The 19,863-nt window shown below is 57.0% G+C and carries 17 protein-coding genes; 5 read left to right on the top strand and 12 right to left on the bottom strand.

What is annotated here, in order from left to right; genetic code table 11:
- Positions 1 to 67: 67 nt before the first annotated feature.
- Complete coding sequence (locus tag JMF85_RS09325) at positions 68 to 556, top strand: zinc ribbon domain-containing protein (RefSeq protein ID WP_307720663.1); 489 nt, start codon at positions 68 to 70, stop codon at positions 554 to 556.
- A 258-nt stretch (positions 557 to 814) separates the two neighbouring features.
- On the top strand, positions 815 to 1,627 hold the full coding sequence (locus tag JMF85_RS09320) for an NAD kinase (RefSeq protein WP_127604985.1): 813 nt from the start codon (positions 815 to 817) through the stop codon (positions 1,625 to 1,627).
- Between the two features lie 51 nt (positions 1,628 to 1,678).
- On the opposite strand, the gene JMF85_RS09315 is transcribed toward JMF85_RS09320, so the two are convergent.
- Both JMF85_RS09315 and lipA read right to left on the bottom strand, forming a co-directional pair.
- Positions 1,679 to 2,503, bottom strand: coding sequence for a YutD family protein (locus JMF85_RS09315; RefSeq protein ID WP_127604987.1), 825 nt, complete (start codon positions 2,501 to 2,503; stop codon positions 1,679 to 1,681).
- Between the two features lie 19 nt (positions 2,504 to 2,522).
- Positions 2,523 to 3,398, bottom strand: coding sequence for a lipoyl synthase (gene lipA / locus JMF85_RS09310; RefSeq protein ID WP_127604989.1), 876 nt, complete (start codon positions 3,396 to 3,398; stop codon positions 2,523 to 2,525).
- A gap of 158 nt (positions 3,399 to 3,556) precedes the next feature.
- Between lipA and larB the strand changes: the two genes are divergently transcribed.
- Positions 3,557 to 4,438, top strand: coding sequence for a nickel pincer cofactor biosynthesis protein LarB (gene larB, locus JMF85_RS09305; protein ID WP_201318099.1), 882 nt, complete (start codon positions 3,557 to 3,559; stop codon positions 4,436 to 4,438).
- On the top strand, positions 4,435 to 5,538 hold the full coding sequence (larC, locus tag JMF85_RS09300) for a nickel pincer cofactor biosynthesis protein LarC (protein WP_127604993.1): 1,104 nt from the start codon (positions 4,435 to 4,437) through the stop codon (positions 5,536 to 5,538). Before larB ends, larC begins: the two co-directional genes overlap by 4 nt.
- Before the next feature lie 186 nt (positions 5,539 to 5,724).
- Here larC and larC2 read toward each other — a convergent pair whose 3' ends face one another.
- Positions 5,725 to 6,201: a nickel pincer cofactor biosynthesis protein LarC2 gene (gene larC2 / locus JMF85_RS09295; RefSeq protein ID WP_054796339.1), complete on the bottom strand. Its 477-nt coding sequence runs from the start codon at positions 6,199 to 6,201 to the stop codon at positions 5,725 to 5,727.
- A 127-nt stretch (positions 6,202 to 6,328) separates the two neighbouring features.
- On the opposite strand from larC2, the gene JMF85_RS09290 reads away from it, so the two are divergent.
- Positions 6,329 to 7,387 carry a M23 family metallopeptidase gene (locus JMF85_RS09290; RefSeq protein ID WP_397375986.1) on the top strand — a complete coding sequence of 353 codons (1,059 nt, stop codon included), beginning with the start codon at positions 6,329 to 6,331 and terminating at the stop codon, positions 7,385 to 7,387.
- A gap of 176 nt (positions 7,388 to 7,563) precedes the next feature.
- Here the strand turns inward: JMF85_RS09290 and yunB are convergent, their stop codons facing one another.
- From yunB to JMF85_RS09245, 9 genes are all read right to left on the bottom strand, one after another.
- Positions 7,564 to 8,331: a sporulation protein YunB gene (gene yunB, locus JMF85_RS09285; RefSeq protein WP_236595799.1), complete on the bottom strand. Its 768-nt coding sequence runs from the start codon at positions 8,329 to 8,331 to the stop codon at positions 7,564 to 7,566.
- Positions 8,332 to 8,423: 92 nt separating this feature from the next.
- Positions 8,424 to 8,783: an ArsR/SmtB family transcription factor gene (locus tag JMF85_RS09280; RefSeq protein ID WP_054796364.1), complete on the bottom strand. Its 360-nt coding sequence runs from the start codon at positions 8,781 to 8,783 to the stop codon at positions 8,424 to 8,426.
- A gap of 93 nt (positions 8,784 to 8,876) precedes the next feature.
- Positions 8,877 to 9,752, bottom strand: coding sequence for a hypothetical protein (locus JMF85_RS09275; RefSeq protein ID WP_236595798.1), 876 nt, complete (start codon positions 9,750 to 9,752; stop codon positions 8,877 to 8,879).
- A gap of 274 nt (positions 9,753 to 10,026) precedes the next feature.
- Entirely contained in the window at positions 10,027 to 11,274 is a 1,248-nt protein-coding gene (locus JMF85_RS09270; protein ID WP_201318098.1) for a DUF445 domain-containing protein, read from the bottom strand.
- 161 nt (positions 11,275 to 11,435) lie between these two features.
- Positions 11,436 to 13,163, bottom strand: coding sequence for a DUF4352 domain-containing protein (locus JMF85_RS09265; RefSeq protein ID WP_201318097.1), 1,728 nt, complete (start codon positions 13,161 to 13,163; stop codon positions 11,436 to 11,438).
- A gap of 20 nt (positions 13,164 to 13,183) precedes the next feature.
- Positions 13,184 to 14,455, bottom strand: a complete 1,272-nt coding sequence (locus JMF85_RS09260; protein ID WP_201318096.1) for an efflux RND transporter periplasmic adaptor subunit — start codon at positions 14,453 to 14,455, stop codon at positions 13,184 to 13,186.
- Between the two features lie 55 nt (positions 14,456 to 14,510).
- Entirely contained in the window at positions 14,511 to 17,624 is a 3,114-nt protein-coding gene (locus tag JMF85_RS09255) for an efflux RND transporter permease subunit (RefSeq protein WP_201318095.1), read from the bottom strand.
- Between the two features lie 186 nt (positions 17,625 to 17,810).
- A complete protein-coding gene (locus JMF85_RS09250) occupies positions 17,811 to 19,181 on the bottom strand; it encodes a sensor histidine kinase (protein ID WP_201318094.1) in 1,371 nt (456 codons plus the stop codon).
- Positions 19,178 to 19,855, bottom strand: a complete 678-nt coding sequence (locus tag JMF85_RS09245; RefSeq protein WP_201318093.1) for a response regulator transcription factor — start codon at positions 19,853 to 19,855, stop codon at positions 19,178 to 19,180. The genes JMF85_RS09250 and JMF85_RS09245 overlap by 4 nt, the downstream gene beginning before the upstream one ends.
- Positions 19,856 to 19,863 lie beyond the last annotated feature (8 nt).

The raw sequence follows: 19,863 nt of genomic DNA, 5'->3' as shown, positions 1-19,863 counted from the left end.
ATAGGAAGCCGTCCTGTTATCCCGGGGCGGCTTCTTCTTGCTGCGCGTTTCTGTCAGGATTGCAACTTTGCGGCGGCAACATCCGTATGTAAAACCGAAGGATACGATTTCCAGCGATTGGGGCGATACGATGAAAAGCATAAAACCGGGACGCGGCCCTTCCGCGATGGGAGCAGCCGGCAGCTTGTTTGCCGTTATCTTCGGTATATTCTGGACGATTATGGCGTTCTCGATCACTCGCGATGCGCCGTTTCCGCTTGTCGGTATCGTCTTTCCGCTGTTCGGGTTCGTCTTTATCGGATTCGGCATCGTGCAAGCCGTCTACCACTTCAAGAACGCGACCGGCCGCAATCGCATGTCGACTTTTGACATCGTCGATGCCGACCGCGAGCCCGATCCGCTGGATCGGTTCGCGGGACGCCCCCCACGGGCGTCAAGGGGAAATGAATCAGCGGATCGAAGCGCAGACAGCGGAGGCAAAAGCTTCTGCCCGTATTGCGGCGATAAAATCGAAGCCAGCTATCGTTATTGCCCGAAGTGCGGCGAATCGGTTTAAAAGGAGTGGCTGCAGCGCCGGGCCGTTCCCGGCATGCCGCCCCTTTTGACGGGGGCGGCATTGTATTATTTGACAAGATTGATTATGATGGATGGAGCTATGCTTACGATGCGGCTTTATGACGAAAGCCTTGCTTATGCTTACGAAGTGGCTTTCTAACGAAAGCCTTGCTTATGCTTACGAAGTGGCTTTCTAACGAAAGCCTTGCTTATGCTTACGAAGTGGCTTTCTAACGAAAGCCTTGAGGAGGACAACCAGTTGAAATACAATGTGGTTCACCGCGGCGACGAAGTCTCGATCCAATTGATGAATACGTTCCACGATCTCATACAGCGGAACGGATTGGTTCACGAGGAAACGAATCCGGATATCGTCCTCTCGATCGGCGGAGACGGCACGCTGCTTCACGCCTTCCATCGGTACAAAGAACAGCTCGATCATATCGCGTTTGTCGGTATACATACGGGGCGTCTCGGATTTTTCGCCGATTGGAAGCCGGACGAGGTCGAACTGCTTGCGCAGTTGATGGGAGAAAGCGCCCGGCAGAACGATTTGAGGGTGGTCAAATACCCGCTGGTGGAAATTCAAATCACGACACAGCAGGGCATTGAGACCGAGCTGGCGCTGAACGAATTTACGTTGAAGGGCGTCGATGCCACCTTGGTGGCCGAGCTGCACATCAACGACGAGCTGCTCGAAACGTTCCGCGGCGACGGCATCTGCATCTCGACTCCGTCGGGCAGCACCGCTTACAATAAAAGTCTCGGGGGCGCCATCATCCATCCGTCGCTCGACACGATTCAGATCGCGGAAATCGCCTCCATCAACAACCGTGTCTTCCGGACGCTCGGCTCGCCGATCCTGCTGCCGAAGCATCACCATTGCGACATTTATCCCCGCCCCCGGCAAAATATTGTGCTCTCGCTCGATCATGTATACATGCAGCGCAATGATATTGTGTCGATCCGAAGCATGGTAGCCGCCGGAAAAAAAGTAAAGTTCGCCCGCTTCCGCCCGTTCCCGTTCTGGAGCCGCGTTCGTGAGGCGTTTATCGGATACGACATGATCTAAATCATGCAAGAAGCCCCGCCGATTGGCGGGGCTTCTTGCATGATTTTCAGCCTACACGCGGGACGATTCCGGCTTCGGCTTCTGGCTGTGATGGCCGTGATTGCGGTTCGACTTGTTACCTTGACCCTGGTTACCTTGACCCTGGTTACCTTGACCCTGGCCCTGGTTGTTGCCGCCTTGCGCACGTCCCCCTTGCTCGTTGCGGTCCTGACGGTCGCTGCGATCAGGTCGATCGTTACGGTCATTGCGCGGCGAGCCTTGCGCGTTCGGGCCTTTCGACGCCCCCGGCTTGCCGTCTTTCCCGCGGAAATGAGAACCGCTTTGCGGCTTAGAAGTTCCTTGATGCGAACCGCCTTGCTTGCCGGACGATTCCTGCTGCTGTCCTCGGCCGTGATTGCGGCCGCCGCCTGGAGAGGACGAACGCGCATGCTCCTGCTTCGTCTCGGCGCGGGCAGCGTGCGTGTTATGCCGCGTCGGCGCTTGCTCCCTGCGCTCCTGCCCGGCCGGAACAGACTGCTGCTCGCCGGCGTCCTGTGCCGGTTCCCCTTCCTCTTGCGCCGCCCCTTCTTCATCGCCGCCTTGCTCCGACGGAGGGATTTCCCGGGTTCCGGTTTTCTCAAGGATGAAATAAGCGCAGCCAAAGTTGCAATATTCGTTTAAGTAATCTTCAATCGTGGAGATGACCGTGTCCTTCGTCGCTTTCGGATGGTTGTCTTTGAAAAAACCACGCAGCCGAAGCTGGCTGTATCCCCAGTCCCCGACAATGTAATCGTACCGGTCCAGCACTTCGCTATACCGCTCGCGGAACGCCTCGGGACGCCAGCCGTTCTTATGATCGACGAACACTTCATAGGTTTTGTTGGAAATTTGGATCACGGAGCGTGCCTCCTTAAGGTTACGACTGCTGGGCTGATTTGACCTGATCATGGGCGTGATATGAACTGCGTACAAGCGGGCCGGACTCCACATGGCTGAATCCGCGCTTCATGCCTTCCGCCTTCAACTCGGCGAATTGCTCGGGCGTGTAATAGGTCGTCACGGGCAAATGCTGCGGGCTCGGCTGCAAATATTGGCCGATGGTCATGATGTCGCAATTGATGGCGCGCAAATCGTCCATCGTCCGCAGGATCTCGTCCCACGTTTCACCGACGCCCAGCATAATGCTCGACTTGGTCGGGATGTCCGGCGCGATTCGCTTCGACCGTTCCAGCAGCTCGAGCGAGCGGCCGTATTTTGCCTTCGCTCTTACTTTATCGGACAACCGCTCCACCGTCTCCACGTTATGATTCAAAATGTTCGGTTTCGCTTCAAGTACCGTCCGCAGCGCTTCCTCATCCCCCTGAAAATCCGGGATCAGCACTTCGACGCCGGATAACGGCAGACGCGCGCGCAGCGCTCGAATCGTTGCGGCGAAGATGGAGGCTCCGCCGTCCTTCAAGTCGTCTCTTGCAACGGATGTCACTACGACGTGGCGAAGGCCCATTTGCTCGGCAGCCTCGGCTACCCGTTCCGGCTCCTGCAAGTCCAGCTCGGTCGGCAAGCCTGTTTTGACGGCGCAAAATCGGCAAGCCCGCGTACAAATGTCCCCCAGGATCATAAACGTCGCCGTCCGGTTCGCCCAGCATTCGTGAATATTTGGACATTTGGCTTCTTCGCATACGGTGTGGAGCGTTTTGGTGCGCATCATATTTTTCAGTTCTTTATAAGAATCGCCGTTGGCTAATTTAATTTTTAACCATTCCGGTTTTCGCTCAATCGACGGTGTCGCCATCGTTATCCCTACTTTCCTCTGCTGGAATCCGAACATTGCTAATAATGTTTATTGAAGTTATTATATCATGAATGGCGCAACAATCCATCCCGCGAATTTCGTTCGATTTCGAAATATGCTACACTAAGATGAGTGTTTCCCGGGGAGGATTTGTTCGTATGATGAACATGGATCATATATTGAAGCTGGTTCAGTCCGGCGATCTGGACGTCGCGGAAGCGAAACGGCTGCTAGAGGAAGAACGCGAGCAGCCTTCGGCGGAGCGGCCGGCGGGCGCAGCAGCAGCGCATGCCGGCCGACAGACGGACGCGCGCGAAGCGGTCTTGGGGCAAGCGCCGGGAGTTCCCGGTATCGACGATACGCTAGGCTACGCGCAGCTTGATTTGCACCGGGCTGAACGGACGGGGTTTCCCGAGGTCATTTACGGTGAAGGCAAGTCCGCGGAGCAGATTGCAGCCATTATGGAGCGGCTGTCCGCGCATAGCGATCGGGTGCTCGCCACCCGCGTTAGCGCAGACAAAGCAGCCGCCGTGCTGGAGCGGTTCCCGGGCGCGGTCTACCGCGCCGAAGCGCGCGCCTTAACGTGGCTGCGCGGCGGACAAACGCCGGACGCTTCCGGCACGGCGCCTTACATCGCGGTTGTCTGCGCAGGAACGAGCGACGTGCCTGTCGCCGAAGAAGCTGCCGTGACCGCCGAATGCTTCGGCACCCGCGTGGAGCGCGTCTACGATGTCGGGGTTGCCGGCATTCACCGGCTATTCCGCCGGCTCCCGCTTATTCGAGGGGCCGACGCTGTCGTCGTCGTCGCCGGGATGGAAGGCGCGCTGGCCAGCGTGCTCGGCGGTCTTGTCGCCGTGCCGGTCATCGCCGTGCCGACAAGCATCGGCTACGGCGCCAGCTTCCAAGGCGTGGCCGCTCTGCTTTCCATGCTGAACGCCTGCGCGCCCGGCATCTCGGTCGTGAATATCGACAACGGATTTGGCGCCGGTTACAACGCAGCCTTGATCATAAAGAACCAGACAAAGAGGGATGACCGATGAAAATTTTATACTTGGACTGCTTCTCCGGCATCAGCGGCGATATGACGTTAGGAGCCTTGGTCGACGCCGGGGCGGATCGCCATTATATTGAAGAAGAATTGCGCAAAATTCAAGTGGAGCCATTTACGCTCGAATGGAAGCGGGTGAACAAACGCGGCATCTCCGCACTAAAGCTGGACGTGCTGCTCGATCCGCATACGCCTCCCAAGCATCATCGCCATTATTCTGAAATCGTAAGCATCATCGAACAAGCCGGGTTTTCGGAGCGAACGGTCAAGCTGAGCCTTGCCATCTTCGAGAAAATCGCCATCGCCGAGGCCAAAATTCACGATATTCCGATCGATCGCGTGCATTTTCACGAAGTGGGCGCCATCGATTCCATCGCCGATGTTGTTGGCGTAGCGCTGGCTGTCGACTCGCTCGGCATCGAGAAAATATTGTCTTCCGCCGTTCCGCTTGGCTCTGGCACGGTCCATTGCGATCACGGCATTTATCCCGTGCCCGCTCCCGCCACTCTCGAAATGATGCGCGGGCTGCCGATCGCGCCGACCGCCTATTCGCTCGAAATGACGACGCCGACCGGCGCCGGTATTATCGCCGGAGTGGTGGACGAATTCGCCAAAGGACTTCCGCCGATGATCGTGGAATCGATCGGTTACGGCGCGGGCACCCGCGACTTGCCGAATCAGCCGAACGTACTGCGTGCGGTCGTCGGACAAGCGGACCCTTACCTGAACAAGTGGCGCGTGCACCACGATGAGATCCATCACGAGCACGGGCATAACCACCATCATCACGAGCACCACCATCAGCATGATCATGACCACGGGCATCACCGCCATAGTCATGACGATCATCACCATCATCATGAGCATCATCAGCATGATCATGACGGACACAACGCCAAACACGAGCACGAGCATGATCATCATCACCATCACGAGCATCATCAAGAACAGGTGCGCATGCACCTGCACCGGGACCATCCCCAAGACCCCCCTCAAAAATTGCACGAGAGCGGCTCTGTTCTTGGCGCAGCCCGGGCGGGCAATGGGGTGAACGGAGATTCCACGCAGCGCCTGAATTCTCACCAGCATTAGTGGGCCAAGGCTCTGAAGTCTGATCCGGCCGATTGCGGGAAAGATAAGGGGCAAGGCGTCCGCGCCTAAAACAAAAACGAACAGGCTGCCTCAGCCTGTTCGTTTTTGTTCCACTTCCTCCTTCGTTCCCGTCAGGGAACCGAGAGCGGATTCGCTATCCCCTAACTTATGGGAAAAGCTTCAAGCTTATTCTCCGTACGTTTCCAGAAACAAACGGCGCACCTCGTCATACACCTGCTTTAGCGGCACCTGATGCTTCCTCGCCGCCTGCTCGCACTCCTTGAATTCTGGGGCGAACTGCACCATCTTACCCTGATGAAAGCCGGCCTTCACCTGCACCGTCCCCCACCGCGTATCCACGGCGATAAACTCGCGGCCGAGCCTATGACAGCTGGCCCGCATATATCGAAGCCCGAGCGTCGTCGTCTCGGCGAAAATAATGGCTTCCATGTCTCCAGTTTTGCATTCATCCACGAAAACGTTCAGCATCACGCCGGGACGTCCCTTTTTCATAATAATCGGAATCCAGTAAACGTCGTTAGCTCCCGCTTCCAGCAGCAAGTCGGTAATGTAGGAGCACCACTCCGGGTTCATATCGTCCAAATTCGCCTGCAGCAGCAGCATCCCGTCGTCCACATGCTCGTCCCGGTGATTAAAAGACATATGCGCATCCCTCCCATAGCATCATATCAAACTTATTGCGGGATAAAAAGACAATACGCGGCACAAGCTAACGTTATTGAAGCGAGCGTAGAGCTTCACCGTACGTGATTAGGAGGTAGCTATTTTAATGGCAGCATCTTTAACGCGGAACTTCTCAATGTGGATGTGCAGCACCTTACTCGCAACTGCGGTATGGAATTTCGATCCGGGCTCATCTGCGCATGCAGCGGCTCCTCCGGCTACCAATACAGCCAAAAACAAAGCTGGGGCGAATATGAAGGCCGTATTTGCAGAGCGAAAAGACCTTTTTGACAAAACAAGCGCGTTGACTGGAATCCCCTGGTATTACCTGGCTGCTGTGGATCAATACGAACGAACGATCAATCTTGCCAAAAAAAGACCGGCCCCGGACGGAACGGTCGCGATTTATTTTACGGATTTGCAGTGGGGCGGCATGCTGAATCCCGATCACGAAGACCGGAACCCGCAGAGCATTATCTTGTTCGGAGGCATGGGCAAAGACGGTTCCGGGGATAACCTCGCCGACCGTTCGAACGATCTGGACCGGCTGCATGCCATGGCAACCTTCTTATTAAAGCGCGGCAGCTCGGATGAAGACCTGCGCATCGGCTTGTGGGATTATTATCAGAACTCGCGCAGTGTACAGCGGATCCAGCAATTTGCCCGGATTTACGCCAAATTCGATACGTTGGACCTGCACGAACATTGCTTCGTCATGCCGCTCAGCAGCGATTATGCGTACCGCAGCACCTGGGGAGCGAGCCGCGGCTGGGGCGGGTACAGGATCCACGAAGGGACCGATTTGTTCGCGGGTTACGGCGTACCTGTGCGAAGCGCCACCTACGGCATCGTCGAAGTGATGGGCTGGAATCCGTACGGCGGCTGGCGGATCGGTATTCGTGATTTAAATAATGTATATCATTACTTCGCCCATTTGTCCGGGTTTAACAAAAAAGAAGTGAAGGAAGGGGAAGTCGTGAAACCCGGACAAGTCATTGGCTGGGTCGGCAGCTCCGGCTACGGCAAGCCCGGCACCTCCGGAAAATTCCCTCCCCATCTGCACTACGGGTTGTATCGGGATAACGGACTGACGGACTGGTCGTTCGACCCGTATCCCTATTTGCGGAAGTGGGAACGCGAAGAGCGTCTGCGCCGCAAGAAGTAAGCCGTTCCGTCCGCGTAAAGAATCGAAAGACTGCAACCGAACCCGGGCCGGACAAGACAAAGCAAAGAACCTTCATAACCACGGTCAACGTGGAGATGAAGGTTCTTTGGCATGGGACTTCGAAATTCCAAAACCGGTTTTGCGCACAGCCCCTTCACTCGCTCTTCTCCGGACGGTTATCCCTCCGCCGCGGCCTCTTCCTTTGATGGCATCCCCTTGCCCGGCTGCATGTTCAACTCCGGCAACGCGACGCCGGGCGGCATCGGGTTGGTCTGTCCGAGCGGGTTGCCTTTGCCGTCGAAATAATACGTCGGCACATCGCCGACGACAAGCGAATACGAGACCGGCAGCTCCGTCTCCACCACCTCCGTTTGCGAATCGAACGGGATGATGACGGTTACCTCCACGCGGACTTTAATGTACACTTCCACTAAGATCATGTTGATCCCGGCGTTCTGGTAGCGGGTGTTCAAGTCTACCTTCGCCGCAGCCGCCGGTACGAGTCTAATCGGAATTTCCGGCCCGAAGGAAGCGAGAATCGGGCTTTTCATCGCCTGCCCGAGCGGAATGTGATCCGGCAGCTCCCCGATTTCGTCCAACCGCTTCTGTACGATTTGAATCGTGTCCGCTGATATTCTCATATGCTCGGCGTAGTTCAGCATAAAACCTGTAATTTTACCGTTCCGGTCCGTCTTCCAATCGATTAGTTTCTCGAAGTTCGTATTTTGCGCGATGCGGTCCGATATGGCTGCATTAATCGATTCGGTAGCCACCTGCTTCATGCGCACCGTAGCCAAATGCACGAGCGGAGGCACCAGGCTTCGATCGATGTACATATAAAATTGAATCATGAGCAGGAGCAGCACGACACTAACGATTGCGATATGACGCCGCAGCTTGCTCTTGCCCGAGGGACCGCTTCTCCATCTGCGCCTCAACAGCACCGGGGTTCCCCCTTTCCCGGCCGCGGACGGCCTATGCTTCTACCAGCATATGCGGCCAGGCCGTAAAAAAGAAGAGCCCGCCTTCGGCGGGCTTACTCGTGCTTCATGTGCTGCAGCATCTGGACAAAAATTTGTTCGATATGCTCGTCGTCGAGCGAATAAAACACCGTCTTGCCGACCTTGCGGCGCTTGACGATTCGCAAATTGCGCAAATACCTGAGCTGATGGGAGACAGCCGATTGCCCCATCTCCAGCACAAGCGTCAAATCATGGACGCAGAGTTCCTGCTGCAGCAGCGTATGAATGATTTTGACCCGGGTCGGGTCCCCCAGCGCCTTGAAAATATCCGCCAGCCCCGCCGCCGTCGATTCGGAGATGAGCTGCTGCTTCAGCTCGGCGATATGCAATGTTCCCTCGCATGTCTCATCGCACTGGTCCTGCAGCTTGTTTATCACGGGTATCACCGCCCTTTTCCGCACAGTACAAGCTTCCGCTTGATTTCCATTATAGCAGAAAACGGCGCAAACCGATCAAGCTCGCTCTGCTTACGGTACGTTTATCGTGAACGGCACCGTGAATACGCGCCCTTCGTGCTGGAACTGGCCCCAAATTTTATACAAACCCGCCTTCGGGAACGTCGTAGCGAAAGCCGCATTCGGCCCCTTCGCACTTTCATCCAGCGGATGATTGTGAAGGTACTGCTCAGCGTCGCCGCTAATGACGACAACGTGACCGACAGCGCCAAGGTACGGCTGCAAGTTCGTAATCGGAGCCTTGGACTGGGCGTCCTTGATCGTAAACGTCATCGTCGTCTCTTGCCCGGCCTTCAGCTTGTCGAAGGTCAGCGCCACTTCCTTGCCGTCCACGGTCTTGACCAGGCTCGCATCAGGCTGCAGCGCCGACGGCGATCCCGCTCCGCTGCCTGCGGCAACCCAATGGGTCTCGGTCCGTGCAGTCCCTCCCGCCGGAATAAAGTCCGCGATCAGCTTGTATTCGCCGTCCGTAGGAAATGGGACGTCCGCTTGGAACAAACCGTTCTGCCTGTAATCCGGATGCAGATGTGCAAAGTGAGACAAGTCCTTGCTGACGACGATCAGATGCATGAGCTTCTCATGGTTGACATCGAACTTCTCGACGGGCTTGCCGTCCGCATCACGAATTTGTACCGTAACCTGCGCCGTCTCGCCTGCCGCGGGCTTTTCCTTCGACAGCTTCCATTCCGCCTGCAACGCAGCGGAGCTCTCTGAGCTGCCGCCGCTCGCATGGCTATCGTGCCCTGCGTGCCCGCCGCCGGTTGTCGGCTCCGCTTGTCCGCCGTGATCAGCCGCCGTCTGCTTGCCTCCAGTCCCGCAGCCCGCAAGAAGCAAAACGGTCACGAGAGCCGCCGCGATAAAAATCGTACGTGGTTTGGTTTTCATCATCGTTCACCTCAAGCCAATAATACCATACCCCCATATGGTATTCAAACTATCCGCCAGTCCTCCTCCGATGAAGCGGAAACGGAAAAGCCGCCGCGGCCTCGGGTATGACGGCGGTAAACGAATACCGGTACGGCAAGCGAGGCGATCGCGGCGGCGGTGTTTGTTGGAATACATGGTCTTTATCAGCGAGGTTGACATTATTGCCGGGCGGTCGGACGCACGGAGCGGACATGCAAGCGGCACCGGCGTTAACAGCCCCAGGCTCGCCGCAGCTTTAGACGAACTCTTGAATGGCCGCCAAAATAAGCCCGATGAAGAACCCGCAAATCGCCCCGTTCACGCGAATCCACTGCAAATCTTGTCCGATCTTGTCTTCCATCATTTCGATCAGGGACGCGTTATCGAAGCGGTCGACGTTCTCCTTGATCAGCTTCCCGATTTGGTGGTGATTTTCGCCGATCCACTGAGTCAGTCCCGAGCGGATGAATTGCTCCATGGTCTGCATGCTGTCCGAATCCGCTTTAAGGTTGTGGATCGCACGGATTAAATACGGAATCAAGTATTCGTCCGCAAACCGTTCTTCGCGGATAAAAACTGCGAGACGTCCGCGGATATCGCCGAGCGCCTGCGCCGCCTTATCGGTTAAATCCAGGCTGCCGAGCAGCTCGGTCTTCCACGCCTCAAGCGCTTCGCGCTGCTCCTCGCTCTTACCGAACGACTGGGCATAGGCGCGCAGCTCGCCCACGATCCACCGGCGGTTCGAATCCTGCCCGTTCTTCAACCGGACGATTTCCCTCAGCAGCTGTTCCTGAATGATCCCTCCCAGCTTCTCCTCGCTGACAAACCCCGCGAATGCGTTCATCGCGAACGACATAAAGCCTCCCGTGTTCATCTGCGAAACGGCGTTCACGGCAAGCGCGCCCAGCCGGTCTCGCGTGTCCGTCCGGCTGATCAGATCGTATACGACATCAAGCAGCCCATTCACCGCTTTCTCGTCGTATTGCCGCTCGATGGCATAGCTTACGCCGGTTTGCAGCAGCTCCGGCACGTTCAACGAGCCGGCCTGCCGCCTGATTTCCCGATCCGCCAAACGAGCCGCTTCGTCCCACGGAATTTGCTCCAGCACAGTCTCGATCAAGCGGATCAGCGCCGCTTTCGCTTCCGTCGTGCCGAGCTTCCGCTCGATCAGCTCGAGCAGCCGACGGCCGATCTGCAGCGATTCCAGCTTCCGGGTCAAGCTCTCCTTGCTGAGCAGCTCGTTCTCTACGATGGAAATCAGCGCCTGCGTCACACGCTCGCGATTTTTCGGAAGCAGCGCCGTATGCGGAATCGGGATACCGAGCGGATGCCGGAACAATGCCGTGACGGCGAACCAATCAGCCAGTCCTCCAACCAGGCCCGCTTCGAATCCGCTCTGTATGAACCGCACCCAGGCAATCGAATCCCACGGAATCGTGGCTACAAAACCGATGAACATAACAATCAATGAGACCCCTGCGGTATATTTGGCCTTTCCCCTCATGACAATGGTCAACTCCTTCCCTTCAACTCGGGTGACATAAATTTGTCTAGAGTATAGCATTTCATGTCGAGAATTGCCAAACGCACGCTCTTCCGGCCACTGCCTCAGGCGGTATGCCAACGGCCGTGGCTTTCGTCCGTCCGTTTCATCCTATGCGCAGCTTAACGCAGCGTCTTGAGCAGACGTTTCGCTTCGCCGCCCGGCGTTTGGATGACTTCGTACACGTTCACGGTTACCGGGAACTCAAGCTGCTCGCTCTTGATGTTGGCGAACGTCAAGGTTTGTCTGCCGCTTACCAGCTTGTTCGTGCCTGTGAACACGCCGTCCGTAGAGCCCAGAATGCGACCCAGCGTATCGACGACCTCAAACCGCAGCTTCGAAGAATTGGCGTCGGCGACCACGTCCTCCGCTTGCGCGATATCGAGATCAAGCAGCACTTTATACGTGTACGCAATCGTCTGTGTGCCTGTCGTCGCAGCGGAGATCGTGTAGTAGTTCAGCTTAACGTCGAACGGATACAGGTCGAGACGCTCTTCGGTCGTCTCCTGCTGTACCGACGTCGCTAACGAAGCCGCTGTGCTTACGTACGGCGAAGCGGGTTGCGCATCGAGCAGCTTCAGCGTCAGTGCGTCACCTTTCTCCGACTGCGGCACGTTAAACGAGTAGCTGATCACGTAGCTCAGACCCGGATTAAGCGTCTCTGCAACATTGGCTTGCCTCGATCCGGCATAAGTTGCGCCCGTGCCGCTCACGAGCTGCGTCTGGAACGCCGGCAGCGCCGTCGGTATACTGCCCTTGTTCGTAATCTTGAACTTGCCGACAACCGTCTGGTAGCCTTCGTCGGGATTTTCGTGCAAATGCAGCTCCATCAGCGATACTTCCGTTTGCGCATCGACGACCTTCGTCAGCGGATCGAAGGCAATCGGGGTTCCGAGCGTATAAGCGTCAGGAAGACGATCAGCCTGCCCGCCGTCCGGCAATGCCAGCTTCAGCCGCCCTGTATCGATGGCAACCTGCGTCGCCGGGTTACCCGCTTGCGTAAACGTATCCGTCGTCATGACGAACAATTCCGTCAGTGCGGAGCCGTTCTCGTACGGAATCGCGATATGTACGTACGCCTTCGCGCCGGCTTCCACAACGACGGGCTGCTTGTCCGTGAAAGCGCCCGTATACGTCTTTGCGGCCGCGCGGCCGTCGATACGGAAGCTCGGCACCGTCTCTTTGCCGACGCCCGGGTTCTCAACCAGCAAAGTGACGACATCTGCGGTCCCCTGGGCCGTGCTTTGCTTGGACAAGCCGACCGGCGTATACACCAGCTCCGAGTTTAAACCGGGGATGCGGAAGGTTGTCCCCCAGGCGAGCGATTCGCGCTGCCGCCCGTTCTCCGAGCCCGCCCCGTACCATACCTGGTCTGCGGCCGGCAGCGTCAGCAGCGTCGTTTCCTGCTTCGGATACGTGTATTCGTTCACATTTACCAAAGACAGCTCGGCAGGCTTGAACTCGGCCTTGCTGTCGACGGTAGCCATATAGACGAGCTCGCCGATCTCCTTCGGCTGCAGCGCCGTTTTGTTCGTGGCGCTGGGCTTTAGCGTATACGTCAAGCCGTCCGCTTGACGTATGCGAAGCTCATGCTCGGGCACACGGTTTTGGACGGTTCCGCCATTATATAGCCGGACGACGGCCGCCAGCTGCAAGCCTTGCGCCGTCGATTCGACGGAGACGCCTTTCAATGCGGCGCGGATGTCGCTCGTCAAGCCGTAATTAACGGAAGGAGCGGATACGACGGAAGTCTGCGCGTCTGCGGCCAGCGCGGGAACGCTGGCTTGCACCAGGATCGCGGCAAGCGCCGCGGCGGTTATGCCGGTTTTCCAAGGGGTTCTTTTTCTCATACTAGATTTCTCTCCTCGCTTTATGATTTGGAAGTGTCGGCCTGTTGTCCGTCCTTCAACGTGTGTTGTCCTGTGACGACCAGCTGATCGCCTTCTTTCACGCCTTCCAGCACCTCTTGATAGGAGCCGTTAATGCGGCCGAGCTTGACCTGGCGCTTCTGGTATTGATCGCCTTGCTGTACAAATACGTACGTCGCGGACTCTTCGCGCACGATGCTTAAGGTCGGAACGGCAACGACTTGCTGCTCGGCATCCGATGTCAGCTGAACCATGACGCGGGCGCCTGGCTGGAGCGCGCCGTCTGCGTTCGGCACCTCGAGTTCCAGCGTGAACGTCTTGTTCTGGGCGCTCATGACCGGCGCCAGGTAGCTGATGGCGGCGGTCCCTTTTTTGTCCGGAGCGTCCGGGCTGTAATACGTAAGCTGCTGCTTGTTTTTCACCAGCTGGTAATTCGTTTCCGACAGCTCGGTTTTGATTTTGACCGGATCGATCTGCTGCACTTGGCCGACCTTGCCCCCATTCATCGAAACCGTCTGTCCCGCCACGACGTTAAAATCGGTCAGGAGCCCTCTCGCCGGCGCCTTCACGCTGTAATTGTCCAAATTCCGCGTCGCGTCTTCCAGGGAAATACGCGCCGATTCCGCCTGCGTCTCGATCGAAGCGATCGTATTGGAATTGTCGTTCGCCGCCAGCTTGCTCCGTGCCGACTCCAAGCTCATCCGCGCGTTATCCACCTGCTGCTTGGACTGATCAACCTGGTGCTGCGTCACTTTCCCGGCGTCGAAATCGTTGCGCATTTTATTGTAATCCTGCTCCGCATTGTTCAGCGCCACTTCCGCCCGCGTCACCGCATCGGCCAAATCCTTGCGGTTGTTGACCCGGTCGTCCTTCGCCTTCTGCAGCGATTCCAGCGCGCTGCTGAGCGCCAGCTCGCTCTTCCGCTTCGCCGACTCCGCATCGCGGCTGTCGATCCGAAACAGCACATCGCCCTTCTCCACGAACTCGCCGCGCTTGCGCAGCACTTCCAGCACCTCGCCGCTTGCCTTCGGCAGGATATCCAACACGTTCAGCGCCACAACGTCAGCGACTTGCTCGACAGGTTGTCCGATGTCGTGTTTCACGACCGCCTCCGTTCGGACCGCCCGTACCTGGAGCTGCGCTTCCGCCGCACCCGCTCCTTGCCCCGGAACGGAGCAGCCGACCGCCGTAACGGCAATCGCCGCTGCAACGACCAGCACGCCGACGGAGCGACTTTTCAACGCTCTATTGTTGTCCGCACTAACCTTTCTCATCTCTTGGCCTCCTCAACCTTCTCTATCTCTATGTCTGTTCGATCGATGCCTGACTCTACATCTCGAGCGCTTTCGCCGGAGGCTCCTGGACCTTCTTCGTACGGTTGAACCTGCGCGATACCCGGTTCTTGAGCCCTTCGATCATTTCATACACAACCGGCACGACGACCAGCGTCAAAATCGTTGAAGTCGTTAAGCCCCCAATCACGACGACGCCAAGCCCCTTGCCGATCAAAGCCCCTTCGCCGGACAAGCCGAGCGCCAGCGGGATCAAGGCCATAATCGTCGCACCCGCCGTCATGATGATCGGACGCAAGCGAACTTTCCCCGCTTCAAGCAGCGCCTGCCGCACCGTATACCCTTCCTCGCGCAATTGCTGCGCCCGGTCGATCAGCACGATCGCGTTCGTGACCACAATTCCGATCAGCATCATAAAGCCGATCATCGACGTAACGTTCAGCGCTTCGCCCGTCAGCACAAGTCCGAGCAGGCCGCCGATCGCCGCAAGCGGCAGCGAGAACAGGATCGCGAACGGCGCACCTGCGTTCCCGAAGGCGAGCACCATGATCAGGTACACGACGCAAACGGCTACACCCATGGCCATAAACAGCTGCGAGAAGCTTTCGTTAATGTCGGCCGAAACTCCTTTTACTTCGCGGGATACCCCGTCAGGCAGCTCAAGCGCGTTCAGCGCCGTGGTCACTTGTTGGCTGACGCCGTTTTTGTTGTCGGCATTAATTTTGGCCGTCACCTTCACGAGCTGCTGCTGATCTTCGCGTGTGAGCGCCGCCGCCGATTGAATCTCGCTGACTTTGGCGATTTCCTTCAAATAGACGGTGGTTCCGTTAACCCCGGTCAGCGGGAGGTTGCCGAGCTTCTCAAGCGTATCTTTGTCGGATTTATCGAGCGAAACGGTCGTCGTGTACGTCTCGTTATCCAGCTTGAGGTCGCCAATGCTTTGCTTCTGAATCCAAGCGCGGGCGGTATCGCGCACACTTGCGGCCGTCAGACCGTAAGCTCTCGCCTTTTTCTGATCGACTGCGATTTCGACCTCGGTTTTCGCATCGCTCAGGTTGTCTTCGATTTCGCTCAATTCAGGGAACGTATGGAGCTTTTCCTTGACCAGCGCGGCTGCTTTCACCAGTTGGTCCTGATCTTCGCCCTTGAGCGAATACGAGAAGTCCGTGGTCGTTCCGCCGAAGTCGTTGCCGAGTGAACGCGGCTCAACCTCGGAGCCTTGCGGCAGCTCGGAGACAATGAAGACTTTCACCTGCTCCTTCACCTTGTCCGGATCAACATTCTCGTTCACTTCCAAATAAATTTGGGAAGCGTACGGGGTCCGTTCATCGTCGTTGCCGCTGTATCCGACAAGTCCCTCGACGAATTTGAAGACGGGTTCTCCGCGGCTGTCCTTCGTTTCCATCAGCATGTTCTCCAGCTCTCTGGTTTTCTCGTCGGTCGCCTCGAAGGACGTCTCATACGGAAACTTCAGAGAGAAGTACATCGTTCTCGAGGCCTCGCTACTGGGCAGGAACGACACGTTCAGCATCGGAATCGTAGCGGCCAGCGTAACGGCAAACAGCAAACCGGAGATGAGCAGCGTCTTGATCCGGTTCATAAGCGTCCACTTCAGCACGTTCTCATAGAACGAGGTGAAACGGCTTGGCTTCGTTTCGTCATGCGCCTTCACGTTTTTCGCGCCGCGCAGCACCAATATTTTCGCCAGCATCGGAATGACGGTTACGGCGACTACTAACGAGGCCAGGAGCGCGCAGGCCAGCGTGATGGCGAAAGGCCGGAAAACGGCACCCACAATTCCGCTTACCATCCCCATCGGCGCAAATACGCCGACGGTGGCGAGCGTTGAGGACGTAATAGCCATCGAAACCTGCTTCGTGGCAAGCGCAATGACGGATTCGTTCCGGGCCTGCGCCTTCTCCAGCGAGGCGTAAATGTTCTCGATGACGACGATCGCATCGTCTACGACCCGTCCGACGGCGATAAACATCCCGCCCAGCGTCATCGTGTTTAAGGTCAAATCGAACTGCCACATCAGCAGCAGCGTGATCAGGATCGATAGAGGAATGGACACCAGCACGATCAAGGTCATACGCACGTTGCGCAAAAACACGAGAATCATCAGCGAGGCAAGCAGAGCCCCGACGATGCCTTCCTTCAGCATGCCGTTGATCGAGTCCCTGATCTGATCCGCGCTGTCGTAGGTGCTCTTGAACACGACATTCGGCAGCGTCTGATGCCAGCTTTCGAGCTGGTTGTGGATGTCGTCCGAGAAATCGACCGCGTTGGCGCTGCCTGCCTTGTACAAGATGAGCCCAATCGCCGGCTTGCCGTCCAACCGTCCTTTGAAGTCGGACTCGGTAATCGCCTTGACTTTCGCCACTTGCGACAGCTTGACGATATCTCCCTTGCCGGTCACGATTTCGAGCTGCTCCAGCGCATACAAGGTGTCGATGTCGCCGGTCACGCGCGCCATCTTGTCGTTGCCGTTCAGCTTGACGCTGCCGATCGGACTTTTCGTTACGGCGGCGCTGATCGCATTGCTGACTTGCGAAGGCGACAAGCCGAAGGCCGCAAGCGCACCGGCATCGAGCTCGATATCCAAGCTCGTATCGCGAGCCCCGATGACGTCCATATGGTCGAGCCCTTTGATGCTTTCCAGCCCCGGCTCGATCGTATCCCGGTACACCTTGTCGAGCTCCGTCTGACTCATTCCGTTGTCTGCGTATACGACTAAGTAATTGGATGCCATGGAAGAGGCTCCAAAGGTGGAAGCCTTGGGCGTGCTCGCCGAAGCCGGCAGCCGCACTTCCGTAAGTAAGCTTTCGATGTCCTGCTTCTTCTTGTCGATATCGACGTCCTGCTTAAACATGATGATAATCATGGAGTTGTTGTCGCTCGACGTCGAGCTCATCGAGTCGATGTCCTCGACACCCGCGAGCTTTTCCTCGATCGGATCCGTGATTTCATCCATGACGTCCTTCGGCGCGCCCGCATATTGCGTCGTCACCACAACGACGGGGAACGAGATATCCGGCATGTTTTCCTTTTTCAGCTCGCCGGACGCATAGATCCCGCTGCCGAATAAGAGAAGCATGATGATAAACAAAGCGGAAACGTTTTTCATAGAAAATTGCGTGATTCGATTCATTCCTGCACTCCCCTCATTCCTTAACCTGAACGTTTCCTGTAAATTGGCGTCCTGCCTACTATACGAAGCGAATATGAACGCAGTATGAACGGAGGTACAATCAGAAACGCAAAAAAGACGTTTGCCCGAGGCGAGCCAAACGCTTCGCTTCAGACAACCGTCCTTGGTCCGGTTCAAACCGGCAGTTTACATGCTTTTGGAAGCTGCGGGCACGCTCGGCAACGTGACGATAAATGTGGCGCCCTGTCCCGGCTGGCTTTGGACTTCGACCGAGCCTTGGTGAAGCTCGACGATTTTACGCACGATCGACAGCCCCAGCCCGCTGCCGCCAAGCTCGCGCTGCCGGGCGCGGTCCGCTTTATAGAACCGTGTGAAAATAGGCTCCAGATCTTCTTCCTTAATCCCTATGCCCGTATCCGCTATCACGACCTTCACGCGATCGGTTAACGCCTCGAGCCTGATGGAAACCCGCCCTTCCCGGGGCGTAAATTTAACGGCGTTGCCGAATAAGTTGATCCACACCTGGTTCAGCTGATCGGGGTCCCCGGTAATTTTGACCCGCGGCAGTTCCAGCTCGAGCTCCAGCTCCTTCGCCGACCATTGCGGCTCCAGCGCCACGACGACCCGCCGCAGCTGCTCGTCCAAATCGAACGTGACCGGGTGAAACGGGTGGTGCTCCGACTCGAGGGACGCGAGCTTCAGCAAATTTTCGCTAAGCCGGGAAAGGCGCAACGACTCCGTCTCGATAATATCCAAATACTGGTTTCGTTCGTTGGCGGGCATGCCCGGATCGCGGATAAGCTTGGAAAAGCCGGAAATCGACGTCAGCGGGGACTGGATTTCGTGCGAAACGTTGGAGACAAAGTCCCGTCGCATCTGCTCAAGCTGCTTCAGCTCCTCGGCCATATCGCTGAAGCTGCGGGCCAGCTCGCCGAGCTCGTCCTTTCTTTTGCCCCAGTTTAAACGGATGTTAAAGTTTCCTTTCGCAATACGCCGGGTCGCCACCGTCATCAGCTTGAGCGGCTGAACCAAATACCGCGCGGCAATTAATATAAACAAGCTGCCGACCCCGAGCTCGATCAGGAGCGACGTCAGCACAATTTTCCTCAAATCGTTCAATTGCTCGGTCCGCGCTGCCTGGACGAAAACCGCATGCCTGGACGTGCCGGTTTGCAGCGGATACCCGATCGTCCGGTGAAAGGGCGGACCGTCGCCGCGATAAATACCGCCGTTCAGCACCGACCGGACGGCTTCGTCCGGGATCGTCTCCCCATCCCGGCGAGCCCCGTACGTTTTTCGCCCGCCTTCGTCATCGACGATCGTGATCGAGTACGCCTTCACCCAATGGCGCTCACCCATATACTTATCCGCGGCGGAATTCCCCATAAGCCGATAAGTTTCGGCAATATCCTGCGCCGTATTGACCATTTCCTCTTCGATCCCCAGTTCGATCCGATCCCGATACACATACGTCGTCGCAAAAAAGGCCACGATCAGCCCGAACGTGACCGCCAGCAAGAACGTCAGCACCACGCGCAAGTACAGCGACCGGATCACGGCCGCACCTCCAGCTTGTACCCCAGCCCGCGAATCGTCTTGATGCTGAGGCCCGTCCCCGCTTCCGGCAGGCGCTCCCGCAGCCGCTTGATATGAACGTCGACCGTCCGATCGTCTCCTTCGTAATCAATGCCCCATATTTGTTCGATCAATTGGTTACGCGTAAATATTTGGTTCGGGTAAGAAACGAGCTTGAACAGCAGCTCGAACTCTTTGGGCGGGAGCTCCATCCGCTCTCCCAGGCACAGGACCTCGTAGCTGTTGCGGTTCATCTCCAGTCCGCCCAGACGAATGACCGGCGACGTGCTGATCCGATACCGCTTCAGCAGCGCTTTGACCCGCAGCATAAGCTCCATCGGATCGAAAGGCTTGGTCAAGTAATCGTCCGTTCCAAGCCGAAAACCTTTCACTTTGTCGGCGGACTCGGCCTTTGCCGTGACCATCAGCAGCGGCAAATCAGCATCATACGCCCGAATTTCCTGGCATAGCTCCCAGCCGTCCATGTGCGGCATCATAATATCCATCACGACCAAATCGACGGTTGTGCGCGCCAAGGCGTCCAGCGCTTGACGGCCGTTCTCCGCCTCCAGCAGCGTGAAGCCTTCGCCCTGCAAGGTGGCCTTGATCAGCCTTCGAATATGGGGATCGTCGTCGACAACGAGAATTTTGGTCATGGCCCTCC

Source organism: Paenibacillus sp. EPM92, from assembly GCF_016586185.1.
Taxonomy (GTDB): domain Bacteria; phylum Bacillota; class Bacilli; order Paenibacillales; family NBRC-103111; genus Paenibacillus_G; species Paenibacillus_G validus.
This window is presented reverse-complemented; position numbering and strand designations above follow the sequence as displayed.

What these genes read in the sequence shown, in the direction of transcription:
- lipA (WP_127604989.1), bottom strand. Translation starts at nt 3,398, where the DNA reads ATGGCGACACCGTCGATTGAGCGAAAACCGGAATGGTTAAAAATTAAA.
- larB (WP_201318099.1), top strand. Translation starts at nt 3,557, where the DNA reads ATGATGAACATGGATCATATATTGAAGCTGGTTCAGTCCGGCGATCTG.
- larC (WP_127604993.1), top strand. Translation starts at nt 4,435, where the DNA reads ATGAAAATTTTATACTTGGACTGCTTCTCCGGCATCAGCGGCGATATG.
- larC2 (WP_054796339.1), bottom strand. Translation starts at nt 6,201, where the DNA reads ATGTCTTTTAATCACCGGGACGAGCATGTGGACGACGGGATGCTGCTG.
- JMF85_RS09290 (WP_397375986.1), top strand. Translation starts at nt 6,329, where the DNA reads ATGGCAGCATCTTTAACGCGGAACTTCTCAATGTGGATGTGCAGCACC.
- JMF85_RS09275 (WP_236595798.1), bottom strand. Translation starts at nt 9,752, where the DNA reads ATGATGAAAACCAAACCACGTACGATTTTTATCGCGGCGGCTCTCGTG.
- JMF85_RS09270 (WP_201318098.1), bottom strand. Translation starts at nt 11,274, where the DNA reads ATGAGGGGAAAGGCCAAATATACCGCAGGGGTCTCATTGATTGTTATG.
- JMF85_RS09265 (WP_201318097.1), bottom strand. Translation starts at nt 13,163, where the DNA reads ATGAGAAAAAGAACCCCTTGGAAAACCGGCATAACCGCCGCGGCGCTT.
- JMF85_RS09260 (WP_201318096.1), bottom strand. Translation starts at nt 14,455, where the DNA reads ATGAGAAAGGTTAGTGCGGACAACAATAGAGCGTTGAAAAGTCGCTCC.
- JMF85_RS09255 (WP_201318095.1), bottom strand. Translation starts at nt 17,624, where the DNA reads ATGAATCGAATCACGCAATTTTCTATGAAAAACGTTTCCGCTTTGTTT.
- JMF85_RS09245 (WP_201318093.1), bottom strand. Translation starts at nt 19,855, where the DNA reads ATGACCAAAATTCTCGTTGTCGACGACGATCCCCATATTCGAAGGCTG.